The sequence below is a fragment of the uncultured Maribacter sp. genome (assembly GCF_963975365.1).
Taxonomy (GTDB): domain Bacteria; phylum Bacteroidota; class Bacteroidia; order Flavobacteriales; family Flavobacteriaceae; genus Maribacter.
Genome location: NZ_CAXBGF010000010.1, coordinates 110,288 through 129,262, shown reverse-complemented (window position 1 = coordinate 129,262; position 18,975 = coordinate 110,288). Strand labels below are relative to the sequence as shown.

At 31.5% G+C, this 18,975-nt stretch carries 17 protein-coding genes and 1 tRNA gene; 8 read left to right on the top strand and 10 right to left on the bottom strand.

Annotated elements, in window-relative coordinates; genetic code table 11:
• The first annotated feature begins 123 nt into the window (after window positions 1-123).
• The 8 genes from AACZ49_RS12490 (at window position 124) to AACZ49_RS12455 (ending at window position 11,719) form a co-directional block, all read left to right on the top strand.
• A complete protein-coding gene (locus tag AACZ49_RS12490; RefSeq protein WP_339655349.1) occupies window positions 124-3,192 on the top strand; it encodes a type I restriction endonuclease in 3,069 nt (1,022 codons plus the stop codon).
• An 8-nt stretch (window positions 3,193-3,200) separates the two neighbouring features.
• On the top strand, window positions 3,201-4,826 hold the full coding sequence (locus AACZ49_RS12485; RefSeq protein WP_339655346.1) for a class I SAM-dependent DNA methyltransferase: 1,626 nt from the start codon (window positions 3,201-3,203) through the stop codon (window positions 4,824-4,826).
• Window positions 4,819-6,117, top strand: coding sequence for a restriction endonuclease subunit S (locus tag AACZ49_RS12480; protein WP_339655344.1), 1,299 nt, complete (start codon window positions 4,819-4,821; stop codon window positions 6,115-6,117). Before AACZ49_RS12485 ends, AACZ49_RS12480 begins: the two co-directional genes overlap by 8 nt.
• Window positions 6,114-6,824: a hypothetical protein gene (locus AACZ49_RS12475; RefSeq protein ID WP_339655342.1), complete on the top strand. Its 711-nt coding sequence runs from the start codon at window positions 6,114-6,116 to the stop codon at window positions 6,822-6,824. Before AACZ49_RS12480 ends, AACZ49_RS12475 begins: the two co-directional genes overlap by 4 nt.
• Before the next feature lie 51 nt (window positions 6,825-6,875).
• Window positions 6,876-7,196 (top strand): hypothetical protein, encoded by a 321-nt coding sequence (locus AACZ49_RS12470; protein WP_339655339.1) that lies wholly within the window; start codon window positions 6,876-6,878, stop codon window positions 7,194-7,196.
• Between the two features lie 134 nt (window positions 7,197-7,330).
• Window positions 7,331-8,485 carry a hypothetical protein gene (locus AACZ49_RS12465; protein WP_339655337.1) on the top strand — a complete coding sequence of 385 codons (1,155 nt, stop codon included), beginning with the start codon at window positions 7,331-7,333 and terminating at the stop codon, window positions 8,483-8,485.
• Window positions 8,486-8,712: 227 nt separating this feature from the next.
• Complete coding sequence (locus AACZ49_RS12460) at window positions 8,713-10,725, top strand: hypothetical protein (protein ID WP_339655334.1); 2,013 nt, start codon at window positions 8,713-8,715, stop codon at window positions 10,723-10,725.
• Between the two features lies 1 nt (window position 10,726).
• Window positions 10,727-11,719: a hypothetical protein gene (locus tag AACZ49_RS12455; protein WP_339655331.1), complete on the top strand. Its 993-nt coding sequence runs from the start codon at window positions 10,727-10,729 to the stop codon at window positions 11,717-11,719.
• Between the two features lie 296 nt (window positions 11,720-12,015).
• Here the strand turns inward: AACZ49_RS12455 and AACZ49_RS12450 are convergent, their stop codons facing one another.
• From AACZ49_RS12450 to trxA, 10 genes are all read right to left on the bottom strand, one after another.
• Entirely contained in the window at window positions 12,016-12,462 is a 447-nt protein-coding gene (locus AACZ49_RS12450) for a DUF6730 family protein (RefSeq protein WP_339655329.1), read from the bottom strand.
• Window positions 12,463-12,472: 10 nt separating this feature from the next.
• Window positions 12,473-13,330 carry a relaxase/mobilization nuclease domain-containing protein gene (locus tag AACZ49_RS12445; RefSeq protein WP_339655326.1) on the bottom strand — a complete coding sequence of 286 codons (858 nt, stop codon included), beginning with the start codon at window positions 13,328-13,330 and terminating at the stop codon, window positions 12,473-12,475.
• Window positions 13,327-13,935 carry a mobilization protein MbpA gene (gene mbpA, locus AACZ49_RS12440; RefSeq protein WP_339655324.1) on the bottom strand — a complete coding sequence of 203 codons (609 nt, stop codon included), beginning with the start codon at window positions 13,933-13,935 and terminating at the stop codon, window positions 13,327-13,329. Before mbpA ends, AACZ49_RS12445 begins: the two co-directional genes overlap by 4 nt.
• Window positions 13,926-14,726, bottom strand: a complete 801-nt coding sequence (locus AACZ49_RS12435) for a toprim domain-containing protein (protein ID WP_339655321.1) — start codon at window positions 14,724-14,726, stop codon at window positions 13,926-13,928. The genes mbpA and AACZ49_RS12435 overlap by 10 nt, the downstream gene beginning before the upstream one ends.
• 260 nt (window positions 14,727-14,986) lie before the next feature.
• Window positions 14,987-16,192, bottom strand: a complete 1,206-nt coding sequence (locus tag AACZ49_RS12430) for a VapE domain-containing protein (protein ID WP_339655318.1) — start codon at window positions 16,190-16,192, stop codon at window positions 14,987-14,989.
• A 10-nt stretch (window positions 16,193-16,202) separates the two neighbouring features.
• Window positions 16,203-16,523, bottom strand: a complete 321-nt coding sequence (locus AACZ49_RS12425) for a hypothetical protein (RefSeq protein ID WP_339655315.1) — start codon at window positions 16,521-16,523, stop codon at window positions 16,203-16,205.
• 124 nt (window positions 16,524-16,647) lie between these two features.
• Window positions 16,648-17,322: a hypothetical protein gene (locus tag AACZ49_RS12420; protein ID WP_339655312.1), complete on the bottom strand. Its 675-nt coding sequence runs from the start codon at window positions 17,320-17,322 to the stop codon at window positions 16,648-16,650.
• 131 nt (window positions 17,323-17,453) lie between these two features.
• Window positions 17,454-17,527, bottom strand: a tRNA-Asp gene (locus AACZ49_RS12415).
• A 71-nt stretch (window positions 17,528-17,598) separates the two neighbouring features.
• Window positions 17,599-18,528, bottom strand: a complete 930-nt coding sequence (locus AACZ49_RS12410) for a DUF58 domain-containing protein (RefSeq protein ID WP_339655309.1) — start codon at window positions 18,526-18,528, stop codon at window positions 17,599-17,601.
• 123 nt (window positions 18,529-18,651) lie between these two features.
• Window positions 18,652-18,969: a thioredoxin gene (gene trxA / locus AACZ49_RS12405; protein ID WP_013550701.1), complete on the bottom strand. Its 318-nt coding sequence runs from the start codon at window positions 18,967-18,969 to the stop codon at window positions 18,652-18,654.
• Window positions 18,970-18,975: the final 6 nt, after the last annotated feature.

The following is an 18,975-nucleotide window of genomic DNA, read 5'->3' as shown; positions in this document are numbered from 1 at the left end:
CTTCTTATTTCAGCATTGAATACAAGGTGAACTAATCGTATATTTAACCTCATAGTCTTTTGTTGAAAATTCCCTCGTAACCAGCAAATTAGTTAGTGTAGAATTAAATTGACCAGATTTTAAATGATATTCAACGAAGATTCGCGAGTTAAAATTCCTTCAATACTTCATCTAATTCAACTGGGTTACGAATACCTTTCTTTGAAGGATAGCCAATGGGATGAAAATACAAATATATTTACCTCAATTTTTAAGGAGCAAATTGAAAGCATAAATTACAATTTATCTAAAAAGGACATTCAAAAGGTATACGACGATATTTCTATATCATTGGAAAATGAAGATTTAGGAAGAGCGTTTTATAATAAGCTCATCGATCAAACAGGAGTAAAACTTATTGACTTTGAAAATTTTGATAATAATTCATTTCACGTTGTTACCGAATTACCATATAATAAAGACGACGAAAGCTTTAGACCAGATATTATTCTATTAGTAAATGGGATGCCATTGGTTTTTATAGAAGTAAAAAAACCGAATAATAGAAATGGTGTTCAAGATGAACATAGACGAATGCAAAGGCGATTTCAGAACAAGAAGTTCCGAAAGTTTATCAACCTAACTCAGCTCATGGTGTTTTCAAATAACATGGCTTATAGTGAAGAGGATACTCAAATGTTAGAAGGTGCTTTTTATAGCACAACAAATTATAAAAAACCAATCTTCAATTATTTTAGAGAAGAAGAAACCTTTGATTTAAACAAGCTACTTCAACCACTTACAGAGGGAGATGAAAATTTTGTTTTAAAAGACACAAATCTTCTCAGTATAAAAAGCAATAAAGAATACCAATCTAATAAAAGCCCAAATACAGCGACCAATTCTATTTCTACGTCTTTATTTCAGAGAGAGCGTTTAAAATTCATTCTACGTTATGCTTTTGCCTATGTAGAAGAAGAAAATGGACTAGAAAAACATATCATGCGTTATCCACAACTGTTTGCTACTAAAGCGATAGAGAACAAGTTGGAAAACGGCATTAAAAAAGGAATCATTTGGCATACTCAAGGTTCTGGTAAAACGGCTTTAGCATATTTTAATGTAAAGCACCTCACACATTATTTCCAGAAGCATAATATAATTCCAAAGTTTTACTTCATTGTAGATCGTTTAGATTTATTAACACAAGCAGCAAAGGAGTTTACTGCACGTGGTTTGGTAGTACATAAAGTAGATTCTAGAGAGGCATTTAGTCGCGATATTAAATCGACAAGTGTTTTACACAACAGTTCTGGTAAAGCAGAAATTACAGTTGTAAATATTCAGAAGTTTAAAGACGATCCTGATGTTATAAAAAACAATGATTATAATCTAAGTGTACAACGTGTTTTCTTTTTAGATGAAGTACATCGTAGTTACAATCCTAAAGGAAGCTTTTTAGCGAATTTGGAATTGGCAGATAAACATTCCATAAAAATTGGTTTAACAGGTACTCCTTTACTAGGTTCAGAATATAATTCTAAAACCTTATTTGGCGATTATATCCATAAATACTATTATAATCTATCTATTAAAGATGGATATACGTTACGATTAATTCGAGAAGAAATTGAAACCAATTACAAGCTTGTATTACAAGAAGCTCTTGAAAACATAAAAGTATTACAAGGTAATATTGATAAAAAGAAACTATATGCAGACCATCGCTTTGTAGAACCTATGCTAGACTATATTGTTAAAGATATGGAACAAGCTAGAATCTCTATGAACGATTATAGCATTGGTGGTATGGTGGTTTGTGATTCTTCAGATCAGGCTAAAATGATGCAAGAGATTTTCGATAATAAATATGCTGAAAATCCAGCGTCTCTTTTTAATGAAGCAGCAGAAGAACCTGCTAGTTATGGCAACAAGAAGAAAGAAGAAAGTAAAGTAAATAAAGCACAGGTTATTTTACATGATATTGGTACTAAACAAGATCGCAGAGATTGGGTGTCCGATTTTAAGGTGGGTAATCTAGATTTACTTTTTGTTTACAACATGTTGCTTACTGGTTTTGATGCCAAACGATTAAAAAAATTATACATAGGTAGAAAGATTAAATCACATAATTTATTGCAAACACTTACCCGTGTTAATAGAACCTACAAGACCCACAAATACGGTTATGTGGTTGATTTTGCAGACATCCAGAAAGAGTTCGATAAAACCAATCAAGACTACTTTAACGAGTTACAAAGCGAGTTAGGAGATGAAATGCAACATTATTCTAATCTGTTTAAAAAGCCTGAAGAGATAAAAGAAGAGATTGAGGAAATTAAAGATGTTTTGTTTAAATACGACACGACTAACGCAACTGTTTTTGGTGAACAAATTTCAGAAATAAACGAACGTTCCGAAATTCGTCAAATTGCTAAAGTTTTAAACAATTCAAAAGAATTGTATAATCTCATTCGTTTGTCTGGTAATTTTGAATTACTCGAAAAATTAGATTTCAGAAAACTATCTGTTTTAGCACGATTAACTAACGATAGATTAGCCTTAATAAATACCAGAATTGCATTAGAAAACAATGTAGATACTGATAACATTTTAAATACTGCTTTAGAAGATGTCATTTTTGCTTTTACCAAAGTGAAAGAAGAAGAAATGGTATTGGCAGATGAGCTTAAAAACACCTTAGGAAAAACAAGAGAAATGTTAGCAGGAAACTTCGACCAAAAAGATCCTATCTTTATTTCGTTGCGCGAGGAATTAGAGCGATTGTTTAAAAAGAAGAATTTAAGTGAAGTCACTAAAGAAGAAATGGAGGCGAACATTAAAGCTTTAAACGAAATCTATGGTAAAGCGAAAAAGCTAGAGCGTGAAAACCAATTACTGAAAGCAAAATACGATTATGATGCTAAATATGCACGTATTCATAAACGCTTAATGGAAAAAGACCCATTAACTGATAGCGAACGCAAATTATTTGAAGCCTTAAAAGGATTAAAAACAGCAGTAGATAAAGAGATTTTACAAAACTCTAAGTTATTAGAAAACGAAAGTTACGTAGAGAAAATGATGATGCGTTTAGTAGTGAGCCAATTTAAAAAAGAACAAAAGATTGATATAAATACAACCGATGTAAGGCGCATTAATAGCCTTATAGTAAAAGAATACATGAACGAATACAACGGCAACGTTGCTTAAAATAATATATGACAAGCACAGCACAATTTGAAACCCAAACCAAAGCACTAATAGACGACCTTAAAAGCGTTTGTGCCAACTATGGTTTAGGGAATGACGGAAACGAATTTAAAATAATTACTCAGGTATTTTTATATAAGTTCTTAAACGATAAATACGTTTACGAGTTGAAACAATTAGAACCCGATTTAGCAAAAGCGGATAATTTTGACGACGCACTTAAAAAATATTCTAATGATGATTTAGAGATGCTAACCATGCAAATAAGTGAAAATACAGCGCGCATTGCACCAAAAAACTTGTTATCTCGTTTATTCGAACAACAAAACAAAGACAATTTTGCCGATATTTTTGATGAAACCTTAGTAAGTGTAGCTAAAGATAATATCGATATTTTCTCGGTATTGACACAAGGTGGAGAAAAAGTAGTACTATTTGAAAACCTAAGTAAATATGTAACCGATAAAAAGGATGACTTTTGCAAAGCCTTAGTGAACAAGCTAGTTGGTTTTAGTTTTGAGCATATATTCACACAGAAATTCGATTTTTTTGCCACTATTTTCGAGTATTTAATTAAAGATTACAATACCAATTCTGGTGGTAAATATGCCGAGTATTTTACACCACACGCGGTTGCTAAAATTATGGCAGCTTGTTTGGTAACCGGAGACGATGTAAATAACGTTACCTGTTACGACCCAAGTGCGGGATCGGGAACTTTGTTAATGAATATTGCACACGCCATTGGCGAAGATAAGTGTACCATTTACTCGCAAGACATCTCGCAAAAATCGTCTGCCTTATTGCGTTTAAATCTTATTTTAAACAATCTGGTTCATTCCATACAAAACATTATACAAGGCAATACCATTTTAAGTCCGTATCATAAACAAGACAACGGACGATTAGAACAATTTGACTATATCGTGTCTAACCCACCATTTAAGTTAGATTTTAGCGATTATAGCGCAGATTTAGACTCTAAAGCCAATAAGGAACGCTTTTTTGCAGGTATACCTAATGTGCCTAAAAGCAAGAAAGACTCTATGGCTATTTACTTGCTGTTTATACAACACATAATGCACAGCTTAACTGCAAAAGGTAAAGCAGCTATTGTAGTACCCACAGGTTTTATAACCGCACAATCTGGTATCGATAAAAAGATAAGACAAAAACTAGTAGAAAGTAAAATGCTAGCTGGTGTCGTATCTATGCCTTCTAATATTTTCGCCACCACAGGAACCAACGTAAGTATTTTGTTTATAGATAAAACCAACACTAAAGATGTGGTGTTGGTGGATGCTTCTAATTTAGGAACTAAAGTAAAAGAAGGTAAAAACCAAAAAACTGTGTTAAGCGAAGCTGAAGAACAACAAATTATTAATGTTTTTAATAAGAAAGAAGCTAAAGACGATTTATCGGTTGTGGTGAGTTATGAAGATATTAAAGCGAAGAACTACAGCCTAAGTGCAGGACAATATTTTGAAGTAAAAATTGAATACACAGATATTTCTTCGGAAGAGTTTGTATCTAAAATGAACAGTTTTAAAACCAGTTTAAATAGCCTTTTTACTGAGTCTAAAACTTTAGAAAAAGAGATTAATGACAATTTGAAAAGTTTAAAGTATGATTAAGTTTGATACAGATAAATTCATTCAAACTACTTTAGGAGAATTAGTTTCAAAAGAAAAGAAATCAATAATTTCTGGACCATTTGGTTCAAATGTTGGGAAAAAATTTTTTAAGGAAGAAGGGATACCTTTAATTAGAGGTAACAATCTAAGTAAAGGAGAAGAAAAATTTAAAGACGATGGATTCGTTTTTTTGACTAGAGAAAAAGCAGATGAATTAAATTGTTATGCTATTAAGAATGATTTAATTTTTACAGCAGTTGGAACGATTGGTCAAGTTGGTATTATAGATGAAAAATTGAAATATGATGAATACGTTATTTCAAATAAACAATTAAGAGCAAGATTTGATAATAGTAAAATAACACCACTTTTTGCCTATTATTGGTTTTCATCTTATTGGGTTCAAAAATTAATTCTTCAACGTAACATTGGAAGTACAGTTCCATTGATAAATTTAAGTGTTCTTAAAGGGCTTCCAATCACATTACCAAAATCAATTGAAACTCAAAGAAGCATAGTTAAAGTACTAGAAAATATTTCTTTAAAAATAAAAGTCAACAACAAAATAAACCAAGAATTAGAAGCGATGGCAAAAACGCTTTACGATTATTGGTTTGTACAGTTCGATTTTCCAGATGCTAATGGTAAACCTTATAAATCTTCTGGTGGTAAAATGGTTTTTAATGAAGTGTTGAAACGTGAGATTCCTGAATATTGGGAGGTTGAAGAGTTAGAATCTTATGCCGATTTTAAAAACGGCAAAGGAATGAAGAAGGAGCTGCTTAGTGAAAATGGTAAGTATCCAGTTTTTGGTTCTAATGGTATTGTTGGTAAAACTGATAAATCACTATTTAATACACCAGTAATAGCTATTGGAAGAGTAGGAGCTAATTATGGAGAAGTACATTATTCTTTAGATTCTTGTTGGATTACTGATAACGCTGTCACATCTCAACCAAAAAATGAAGAATATTTATGGTGGCTTCTTTTAACTTTGAAAGGGATTAATTATTCTAATATAGCAGGTGGTTCTGCACAACCACTTATAACTCAAGGAAAGTTGAAAGCATTAAATTTTGCAATTCCAAGTAGTAATTTGTTTGATAATTTTCATAATAAAATAAACCCTATTTATCTTAAAATTAATAACGTACTTAAAGAAAACCAAAAACTCTCATCCCTTCGCGATTGGTTATTACCAATGTTAATGAATGGGCAGGTTACTGTTGGTGGAGTAGTGCAGGAGTTGGGAATGGTTGCTGAGGAGAATGCTAAATACGATGGTTTATGAGGTTAAGAGATAATTTTCCAAGAACCAAAGATGAAGCAAATAGCTTTTACGTTGAGATTCGCGATGAAGTAGGTGTGTTTAAGGTATTTGAAATAGATGATTTTTCTTCATTGACTTCACTAGAAAAGACAATCAACAACGTTAATGAATTCTTGGTAAAAAATGGTTTTGATTCTATTTCCTCAATAGAGTTTATCAAAAATGATTTTAGTTATGAATCTGTTGATGAAATTGTGTCATTAAGTAAGCACGGCTACTTAGAAGAGTTTGTACTTTTCATTGAAAGAGAGAACTACGTAAACTTAAATAAGGATACAGTACTTCTACTTAATGAGTTTTTTAAAAACTTAAAAGTGAAAGCTATAGGTTATAGTCCTGCACGAAATTTAAATGCTGTTTTAGAAGCAATCAATGTATTACCGGAAAAGCCAAAGCAAAATGCATTCGTATCCTTTGAGTACGAACATAGCGCCTTTCAAATAGCTTTTTCAGATTACAAAATGGAGTTCTCTAAGTATATACAAAATTTTGACACAGATGAAAATGGCAACAAAAGTAATTTTGAAAGCTATGAGGCATACCTTTTTTCTTATGAGTTTAGTGGACATACTGATGTCAATGGTGATTTTGATCAATTCCGAGAAGAGCTGTTGTTAGCATTAAAAAATGTGGAAGTTGCCGGGATTTCTATCAGTGATGAGGAATAAGAAGTTTGGAGGATAATATTGATATATAGTAATGATTAATATAGTTTGTTGATGAGACCGGATGTATACCCTAGAACTTTAGAAAATATTAAAGCTGTATTACTTTTTTATTTTCCTAGAATTAGTCATACTGAAATTGATGTTAATGCCGAACGAGTTTATGATCAACGAAAATTTAAGTTAAATGAATTAGAGCATTGCTGTGCAGTGGTTTCTAAAAACGAAAAAGTCATTCGTCAATTTTATAAGGCAGTTGATTTAAATATGCTTTTAGTTGTTGGACACGATGTATTATTTAAAGAAGAAATTTGTTGGGGAGGTACATCAAGAAGAGAAAAATTGAAAGGTATAAAGGCTGATTTAGTTTTTTGATTTAGGATTATAAATATATTACTGGTTTGCTATTACATATGTTATATAATACAATGGTAACTTTTGGTGGAGTTTACAAGGAGTTGGGTATGGTTGCGTAGGAGGAAGGAGTTTTAAATTATGATAATTGTAAAATGGAAGTTAAGAAAGAAAAGGAAATAGAAAGTTTAAATAACTGGGACACTATTACGAAATGGATATTAGGAATTTCTATATTTTTTATCATATTCTCCTTTGTAGCTCCAGTATTGTTTGTAAGTAAAGCAATATCACCCAAATTAGATTTTTCTGAAACTGGTCCTGTAGGTGATACTATTGGTGGTATTATGAATCCATTTATTGCTTTAGTAGGCATATTGTTAACCTTTTTAGCTTTTTACATGCAGATTAAAGCGAACGAACAGCAAAGACAATTATTTCTGGATGGATTGGCTGCTGAAAAGAAAAAAGAAGAAGATGTTGAGAAAAAAGATGCTAGATATAAACTGAATTTGTTAGCGATTGATTTAGAAAATATTACGTCAGATATTACTCAGAAAGCTTTAAGTATAAAAGATTATTTTGAAGCTGAGAGAGATAAGCCCTTTGATGCAAACATTCTTTATAGAACCCCTTCAAATAAATTAACTAGAATTTCAGATTTAGATAGATTATCAATATATAAAAGTTTTAAGCTTTTTTTAAGTTCAGATGATAAATGGTTAAAATCGTTCAACAATCTCTATAGTACTTTAGATTATTTACCATTATTTTTTGAACAACTATATAGAATGTTTGACAATCACTCAAGAATTAAGTTTGAACAAAAAAAAGAGGTTACAGAATTACTTTTAAAGCTCAACGAAGATGGAAGTAAAATTCTTACTGCTTATAAAGATGAACAAAACGCTAATGATTATCTAAATTTTCCTGCAAGTAGTTCTATAAATGAATTAATAGCCAAATACTATGAAATTATAGATGAAAGTGTTGATGAAAATGGGAATTTTAAAAGTGAAACCGATTTTGACAAATTTAGTAATGATATGTTGCTACCATTTATTTCAAATGTTCTTGATCAAAGAGAAGATATCGAAAACTTTGATAGAAGAATTGAGCCTTTAGGTCAATTAGCTTCTTCCATCCGAAAAAAAATTTATTTAATCGAACAGGAGAGTTTAAAATTTTCTGGTGAAGTTGAAAAGGAATACAATTTACTGATGGAGGATAGTGACGAATCAAAGTGCACTGCTACAGTTATAAAAGGAATTTATGAATTCATATCGAATGGATTACAAGAGGGAAAATGAAAATTTTATAGTTCAAGCAAATTTTTGGTCTTTTAGTTTCTTTTGTGAGTATAGATACAACTAATTTAAAATTAGTTAGCTCTAAGGATTAAATTCATTTTTCAGTACCAGTTGATATTGTTAATCCACTTAATTTTATGAAATAGGATTAGGAATAACTAGTGTGATATGATTGCTGACTAAGACAAAAAGATGGTGAGGTGTGAAATTAATAGTAAAATTGAGGCATGTTAAATAACTTTCAAATAATCGGAATAAGACCTTTAGAGGGTTGCCATGAAAAGTTCAGAAAGATTCTCACGTCAAAACGATTGTATCTCTTCGATGAGAGATACCATCTTGATTACAATGATAATAATGAAATAACTCTAGTTTCTATAAATGCTGAAAAAGACAGTATTCCAAATAATTTTTATTCTAAAGATTTAAATATTCAAATTAATGCTGTTGTTGGTGGTAATGGAAGTGGAAAGAGTGCTTTAGCTGAACTGTTCTTGTATTTTATGTTTTATTATGGGGTACAAAAAAATCACATTTCAAAACATCAATCTTCGTCAGATTCAGATAATGATGGATATGGTGCCTTTAATCAAGTTAAGTACACTCAAGAGTTAAGAATGATGAGCGCATATCTTAATGTTGAACTGGTATATATTAGTAATGATAAACTGTATCAGATAATCTTAAGAAAAAATGATTTTAATGTTAAGGTTTATAAGAAAGGCGAAAGTACATACTTATTAATAAAAGAGGTTCCTTTTAAAAATTTTACTTTTCCTTTTTATTCAATGTATGTTAATTACTCCCATTATGGATTGAATACCAATGTTGAAGGTGAATGGTTGAGGACATTATTTCATAAAAATGACGGCTACCAATTACCTGTAGTCATTAATCCTTACCGAAATCAAGGAAATATAAATATAAATGTAGAGAATTACTTGTCTAGGGATCGGGTTTTTACCAATATAATTAATACGAAAGATGAATCCTTAATTCTTCCTAACCTCAAAATTGATTACATTGAAATAGCGAGAGATTCTTCTAAAAATCTATATAAGAATCCCGTATACGAGAAAAGATTAGATGATATTAAATTGCTAGTAAAACCTTTATACAAGATTTTTTTTAAAGATGAAGATTACCCATCATCAATCAATTATTTTCAAAATGAAGTCGAAGATTATCTTCTTAGCAAAATAAAAATAATAACCGAAAGATATGTTGACTATAAACAGTACAATAATCTGGTTAACAAGCTCACCTCATATTTCGCTATCGAAGAAGATGAGCTAAAATCATTCTTCAAGAAAATTTATCGAGATCGAAGCCATGTAACATTAAAAATTCGGCAAGCATTAAATTTTTTGCGTCATGACATTTATCAAATTAATAATAATGATGGATCAAAAAAGTTTAAACTTATTGAAATAATTAAGAGTATTGATAAATTAAAGCAAGATGAATTCTTTACGGAGACAATTGATTATTTGCCACCATCAATATTTATGACCAGGTTTCACTTTAAAGATAGATCAAATTTTGATCATTTAAGTTCAGGTGAGAAACAGCAAATATATTCTATTCATTCAATCATCTATCACTTAAAAAATATAGACTCTGTACATTATAGTGATGGGGACAAGGTTGAATATAATTCAGTATTCTTAATATTAGACGAAATAGAATTGTATTACCATCCCGAGGCACAGAAAAAAACTATAGATAGATTACTTTATGCTCTTGAAAAATCGAAATTAAAAAATGTAAAGCATTTAAATATTTTGTTTTTAACACATTCCCCTTTTATATTATCTGATATTCCATCAGAATTTACATTAAAATTAAAAGGAGGTGATATATTTAGAAATCAAGAGAAACATAAAACATTTGCAGCCAATATAACAGATTTACTTACCGATTCATTTTTTCTGGAGAATGGTTTAATGGGTGATTTTGCAAAAAGAAAAATTGAAGAGGTTATTTCGTTTCTTAATTATAAAATTCTAAGCTACGAGATTAATCAACTGAAGAGTTCCCATAATGATTCCGAAAAGAAAAACAGAACTAAAGAACTAGAGTTGGCTTATAAACAAAGTTTACTCGATGACATTGTGGATTATGGTGAACAAGAATTCTCTGATGAGTACATTGAAAAATTAATAAAAATGATTGATGAGCCATTATTAAGTCATGGTGTGGAACAGTTGTTTAAAAAAACTAAGGTTTATTTGAATTAGTATGTTATATCTAGGAGAACAAAATAATGCTTTAAATCAATTTTCTAAAGAGGCAATATGTTTTTTGAATATACGTATTCATGGGAGAAAATATAAAGGTCTAGGATACGAATGTGGTGATACGCATTGTGGTGTTTGTAAAAGTGTAACCAAAGCCTCTAAAAAATTAAGATTACATAAACGTTTTCTTAATTTACTAACACCAGAAAGAATAAGTTTACTGGTAACATCAAAGCCGGATAAACTACTGGTTATTTTAGAAGATATTAAGGTGGATTATGGTACACCATTTAAAAGTTCACATTTAACTTTCAATGAACAATGCAAGAAGTTATTTGTAAAATCAGGATATAATAATTGGTTTCAAAATGGAGTAAACAATTACAGTTTAGCTAACAACCTAGGAACTCATTCCTGCACTTACTGTAATCGAGAATATACAATGACCTATAGACCTAATGGTCACAAAGGTAAAGGTATGGTACCCCAGTTTGATCATTGGTTTCCAAAGAAAGAATACCCTTTACTTGCTTTGTCGTTTTACAATCTAATTCCCTCTTGTGCTACTTGTAATGGTATTAAATCACAAATTGAATTAAATTTAGTAGAGCATATGCATCCTTATATCCATTCTGATATAAGCTCATCTTATAGCTTTGATTACTTACTAAATTCAATTGGTGAGCCAAGAATTGCTTTTTTAAACAATCGCTCAAATTCAAAAAGCATAGACACAATTAAAGCTTTAAATCTGCCAATGATTTATAGCGGACATTCAGATAAGGAACTCAAAGATTTATACGAATTAAGGTATAAGTATTCTGATAATTATTTACAGGAATTATTAGATAAAACTTTCAAGTCGTTAACTATTTCAGAACATGAAAAATATAGATTGATTTTTGGTGTTGAATTAGAAGAGAAAGATTATCATAAACGAATCATGAGTAAGTTTAAAGTTGATATAGTTAAAAAATTACTTGCTTTCAAATAATAGGTAAATACAAACACAAAATACTTTGTTACTCAATATTCAGTCTGCTTTTTTATCAGGGGAGATAAAAATAAATAAGCACTGAGTGAGTTGATTCTTATTAAAGGTGGATTGTATAATCAAAATATTGTAGTAGAAATTATAAGTTGGATTACGTAAATATTTTGCTGAATGAATTATCCCAAATCTTACCATAACTTAACTGCGCATGGATCCTATCCGGTTTTTGTAGTGTTCCGGTAGATAAACGTTAAGCAAAAACCGGATAGGGCGCACCAACTTGGCTATGAGGTAAGTTATTTGGATTCAGACCATTTTTTGTAACGTTCTAGAGCCTTTGGATTCTCACTTAAATACAGATTAATATACTCCGTCGCTGCCTTTTCACCTTTAATGTATGCTATCTTTTCTTTTTCAGTTGTTTCTATTTTAACTGTGTAAGCATAAAACGATATTAAACAACATATTATAATCATACTCATGAAACTAATGATTGCCCATTTAGGGTAGAAACTAGCATTTTTAACTATTGATTGTAAACGGTCTAGGTAAGAGTCCTGCTGCTTTTTGCTTAAGTTTAATGATTGCTCATGAGCCTCTAGCAAAGGTTTTAGTTCTTTTAAATTTAATTCTATCTTAGTATCACTGATTTTAGTTTCTAAGCTTTCTAGCTTAGAAATATTTTTTTCAAATCCTCTTAGCTCTGCCACTAATAGTGCTGCTAACTGTTCAATTTTTGTCATGCGTTTAGTTTTAGTATCCAATTCCTTGGGTTATCGTTTTTTTAATAGTTGTTTTAGCTATGCTTAATAACATATTGGTAGACATTTCAACAGTTTTACCCATTAGGTTGAGATTTCTACTTTGTTTAATAAATTTTTCCACTCCTGTATTTTGAGCTAGTTCTTTACCAATATTTGAACCTGTCATCGTTCTGTGAATTTCACTTCCTTTTAGATTTTGACCGTTATATTCAAACCTAAAACCTTGTAGCTTATTGGCTTTATTGATTGAGGGAATTACTTTGATCCCATTTCTTGCCATAGCATCTATGTATTGTTCAAAAGATTTTGGTTTGAATTGTTTCAATGTAAGATTGTGTCTTCTTTGTACTTCTTGGCGTAATTCTTTAAGGTTGAACTCTTTTTCAAATTGCACTTGTCTTACAGTTTTTAACTGCATTTTCTCGGCAACGGCTTCAGCTGCTCTTTGACTACGAACACCTATAAGCCTATCTTTAAAAGCCACTCCTTTAAAATCAATTCGATTAACATACAAATGGATATGGACATGACATTTGTCACGATGAACGAAGGCTATTGCTTGTCTTTCCTTTAAATTTAATTCGTCCATGAATTTTTTGCAGATAGTATTTAAGTCTTTGTTTTTTAACTTTCTTCCATCTTCAATAGTTGGACTGATTACAAATGAAAAAGTGTTGTTTTTACAATGGTAATTTTGAGCCTGAACCAATTCAAATTCTTTAGTAATTTCATTTGGGTTTTCTCCCACTAAATGTTGTTTAAAAACTATTTCTGCATTTTTTTCTTGATTCCATCCATAAGCAATTGATGCGCTTGTGTGTGAGATTGCTTTTCCTTTACCTATCATGGATCAAACTTTTTTAATTGTTCTTTTATAGCTTTAGCTACCTCTAATATTTCTTGAGTCAACTTAGCGTCTTTCTTCTTAAATGAATTACTTATCATTTTAAAATTGTTATGATATTTTACAAGCATCTGATAAATTTCAATTTCTGAATCTGACAATCTCTCTATAATCTTCTGTTCAAAAGCTACCCGTCTGAAATATTCGCTTAAGGTTAAGCCTGTGGTTTTAGCTTTAATTATGAGCAGTTTTTTTTCATAGGCTGTACATCTAAATTTTATGATTTCGTCCTTTATGTTTACTTGTTTTTTTGAACTGCGACCTTCGGGAGTAGTCAAGATTGTATCCACAGATACCCATCTTGAGTTACTTCCCGCCGATTCATTCCGTTGTTTAAGGTCTGGTTCAATCTTTAAAGACAAACTATCCTGTTCTAGTAACATATCATATGAAAGATGGATAGTATGCATTTCTTTGTGCCTAGTATCTTCTTCTCTTTTTAGTTTTTGTTCTAACTTCCTTTTTCGTTCTAGTTTACGTTCTAATTTTAAATTGCGTTCTCTTTTTGGACCTCCATTTCTTGGGTCATATCCTCTTCCTAATTCCATGCTATTAATTTTTCGTTTAAATCTTTGTAGCCTTTATACTCATCTCTACAATCCATTGCAATACTGTATTCTTGCAAGAAGATTTCGGTTGCAGCATTGCCAGCTTCATCATTATCAAGAAATAATAGAATATCATTGTAGTCTGAAAGTAAGTCTTTGATCTCCGGTATAAATGCTATTGAGTTTAATACCACTATATCTGATTCATAAACAAGAATGGGATGCATGGTAGCTAATGAAAGTAAATCGAACATTCCTTCAGTAAGTATTAGTTTCGTTTTACTCCTTTTAAGCCATGTATAGGATTTTGGTGAGCTAGATGTTTTTTGAATTTTGTTTCGAAGTTCCCAGCCACCTAGATGGTTTTCTAGACCTAGTGCAAACAGTGTTTTTCCTCTTTGATTAAAGGTTACCTCTTTCAAATATTGTTGCCCTATATTCAAAGGAATTTTCCTAGCTTTTAGATAACCAATCATGGCAGGGTGAATTATCGGTTTGGTTTCGATAATTTTCGTCCCTTCAATCTTTTCAAATTGTTGAGGAGGCTGATGAAATGAAAAAGACAATTCATCACTTAAATAACCTAAAACCTCTTTTACAGATAGATTTAGAAGTATTACTAATAGATCAATACTATTTCCTCCTTTTCCTAATCCATGGTCGTACCATCGATTGAGCGCCAGAGATATCTTAAAAGAGGCTTGGGTTTCTGACCTGAAAGGACTTAGAAACCAAGCTTCTTTTTCCGTTTTTCTTGTGGGGAAGTGACCTAAATTTTCTAGTATTTTCACTAGACAAAAATTTCGGGCGCTTCTGCACGTTATTCTTTTTTCTTTCATCTGCGTTTTATTTTTTATGATATTCTCCTACCTTCTTACCTAAGTGACTATTTGTAAGGGCTTGTACTTTAGGTAAATCTTAAAAGCATCTTACCCATCTTATACTAAAAGGTAGGTTAGGTAATACCTAGGTAGCATAAGGGTTATACATCTTACCTAAAGTGTTAGTCCTGTTCTAAGGGTATTTTAATAAATAGGTAATTAGGTAGGTATTATTTCTTGTTTTTAGATAATTCTATTTCCCATGGAGTGTCCTCAAAATGTGGTTTCGCCAAATAACCATATACTTGTCGTTTGGGGTGTTTCACTTTTTGAAAGTTGAATCCAGATAAAGCTCGACCAAGATTAATTTGATTTAATCGTAAGTTTAAACAGGATAAACTGACCAGTACATCAGAAGCAGTAACAAAGTCTTTTATATCATTAGATTTTTCATAATACTTTGCAATTAGCTCCTGTTCCGTCGTAAGCTTTGTGTACTTCTTGTTTCGCTCTTCATTCTCCATGATATCCTTTAATGTTAACTCCGGATTGAAATTAGGGTCATGATAAGCAAGATGATATGCTTGAGCCCAAACATTTTTGATTTCTATTTCTTTCGAATATGCAAAATCAATTTTGTCCATTAATTCAAAACATAACCATCGTACTGACCCAGTTTCATCATTTAAAAATGAAGACATATTTGTTGAGCCGATAAAGGAACAAATTCTTGGTAGGGTAGTATTCTTTCTGTCATAGGGTAGCCGCTCATTAATAAAGGTTTTAGAAAAGAAAGACTTTAAAGCATTTACATCTTTTTTAGAAAGTACAGCAAGCTCATCCAGATTGTAAAGAAAGTTTCTGCACAATTGAATACGTGCGTCTTTATCATTACTGATGTCCTCCGCCATATATTCCCCTAATTCTGGAGGGCAAATAAATCGACACCAAGTAGACTTTCCAGAACTTTGTCCCTTATGACTAATTATGAATGCTTGTTTATTAAAGTAACCAGGTTCCAAGGCGCATTTAATAGCTCTTACTAGCCACTTCCTAAAATGGTAAAGAAATGCGGCATTATCATACGTTGGGACGTAAGAAACTAACTTTGTTATATAATCTTTACCATCCCATTTTTCTAGTGATTCAAAGTACTCCTTTATTGGATTGTACTTTAAAATCAATTCGGAACGAATTAGTATCTCAAGTTTACTGGTGCTAATCTCAATTCCTGCCTTAGCTAATTCTATGATAAGTGAATTCAAATTCAGATAATGCCAATTCTTTTGACTGAGTACAGAAATTTGAAAATCATGCGATATCTCATTATACATAATATTGTACTTTTCATTTAAGTACTCAATGGTATAATCATAGATTGTTTTCTTTTTAGGGTCCTTTACGTGGTAAAGCCCTTTATTATGTTCAGCTGCCATATTGAAAAATTTATCTTCTATTTTTCAATAGTTTCTCATTGAACAGCTCTTCAAAGTATTCATCGGAAATATCAGGTTTACCCAAAAGCCAGGCATCAATCCTTTCTTTTTCAAAAAACAGTTTTCGAATTCCCTTATTATCTCCCTTGGGAATCATATCTAATCTTGATAGTTTGTAGATTGTACTTTCAGACAATCCAGTATACAATACAAGGTCTTCTAGATTAAATACTTTTTTATTGAAAGCCATCAAAGACTTTATGTCTTTCAATAACTCTATTACTGGTGTGTCCACATTGGTAGTGGACATCTCGTTCGTTTGCTCATTCATAGTTTCGTGTTTTAGAAATTAATGATGAGTAAAAGCTTTTACTATTATTGCGCATTGCTAAGCTATGACAGTAAAAAGGAATAAATGCAACAACAAATCGAGTTGTTATATAATTATGGAAAGTTTATTGTATACCCAGAACTTTGATTACCTTTTGATGCTCTTGAACTACTATGTCCGAACGTTTCATATCTGAATTCCAGCGACTGAAACTAGACGGTAAGGTATCTGAATTAACATTTTCGCTATTCATTAGAAAGGAGTTTTCTATAATTTCAAATAATATTTTTCGCCTTTTGGTGTCAATATCAACTATGCCTCCAACTACTAGGCGGTGCATTATTGAAAAAATGAAAAAATAATTGGCCGCCTTACCATTCTTGATCATATTACGATTATTGATTTTACTTTCAACATTTAACCCTGCAGATAATAGTGTCAGATTGTCAATATCCTCCTTGGTAAATAATAGTTTTTGATATTGTTTGCTATATAAGTTTATACTGACCATTTCAAGTCCGTGTTTATACCTATCGTAGTACTGCTTACCTCTAAAGTAGAATGCTGCTATTAGAATAGCTAGAAATGAAATAAACATGTAGCCTGAAAAAATCCATATCCGACTTTTAAATGAAGAAGCACCAGAATATGCCAGAATTAATGCAAAAGGAAAAAGAAATAATAAGAGAGTAAAGATGAGTTTTGAGTTGTTCTTCTGGAGTGAAATGAAAAACTTCTCTCTTTTTTTAATAAAGCGAAAGAACAATTTACCAAAGAAGTCTATTAACTTTTCTATCACAATAATTAGTGGATTTATAACAAACTAAATATAAGGAAAAGAAAACAGTACTTTTAAATTGTTGTACCTATGTTGTACCCGTTAAAAAAGAAAAAGCCTCTCAATTGCTTGAAAGGCTTATCTTTACTTTGCGGTCTGGACGGGACTCGAACCCGCGACCCCCTGCGTGACAGGCAGGTATTCTAACCAACTGAACTACCAGACCGTGGCGTTTAGCGAGTGCAAATATATGTTGTTTATTGTATTGCACAAACATTTTCTTTAAATTTTTTTAGTCTAAAGAAATTTATTTCGCTCTACTAAGAACGTGTTGAGAACCGTAGAGAAATCACTTTGAATATCTATGTCCACATATTTTATTTTGTATTGAGCGCATTTCATCTTAATATCAGCGATATACGAGCTTATCCGTTCATGGTAGGCTTCCTTTATATTGTCTGCATATAGGTCTAAATGTTCACCCGTTTCAACATCAATAAAACGCTTCGGGGTATTTTCAAAATTGAAAAATAATTCATGTTGCTTATCCATAGGGTGAAAAAGGACCACATCATGCTTGTTATATTTCAAATGACGTAGTGCTTCAAAAAGTTCTGAATCATCTTTTTCGGTCTGAAACATGTCAGTAAATAAAAATATGAGGCTTCTTCTTTTTATATTTTCTGCAATTTGATGCAGATAGGTATAAGTCTTCGTTTCTTTTGGAGGATTTTTTGTTTTACCAATCTCGCTTAATTGCGCCAATAACATTTGAAAATGTCGCTCGCTTCCCTTTTCGGGGGCATAGTAATTATAATTATCTGAATAGATGCTTAAGCCAATGGCATCGCGCTGTCTTTTAAGCACGTTCATTAAAGCTGCTATAGCGAGCACACTAAATCCAATTTTATTTAATGAATCAATACTTAAATTATCAACTTCAGGATAATACATAGATGCAGAATTATCTAAAATCATGTGACATCTGAGGTTGGTTTCTTCCTCGTAGCGTTTCGTATATAGCTTATCAGTCTTGGCAAATTGTTTCCAATCGATATGCTTCGTACTTTCTCCGTTATTGTAGATTTTATGTTCTGCGAATTCTGCAGAAAAGCCATGAAAAGGGCTTCTGTGTATACCACTAATAAATCCTTCTACTACTTGATTGGCAAGAAGTTCTAGATTAGAAAATAATGAAGATTTATTTAATTCTGATTGTAAGTTCACGAGATTAAAGATAGTAATTGGCCTCTATCTTCCAAAGGTTCAACTATTAACATTTAGGTAAAAAAAAGAGGATGTCTAACAAGACATCCTCTTTTTAGGAAAATTATATTTTATATGAACAGCTTATAAAGCGGCGTCAATAGCGTCTGTGTAAACTTTCTTAGGTGAAACACCTACTTGTCTGCTTACAATTTCACCATTCTTAAATACCAATACTGTTGGTATGTTACGTACCCCGTACTTTGCAGCGAATTCTTGATTTGCATCAACATCTACTTTACCTACAACAGCTTTGCCGTCGTATTCAGTGCTAACTTCGTCAATAATAGGACCGACCATTCTACAAGGGCCGCACCATGCTGCCCAAAAATCTACTACTACTGGTTTATCGCTTTTTAAAACTACCTCGTCAAAAGTAGCATCTGTTATTTCTAATGCCATCTTATT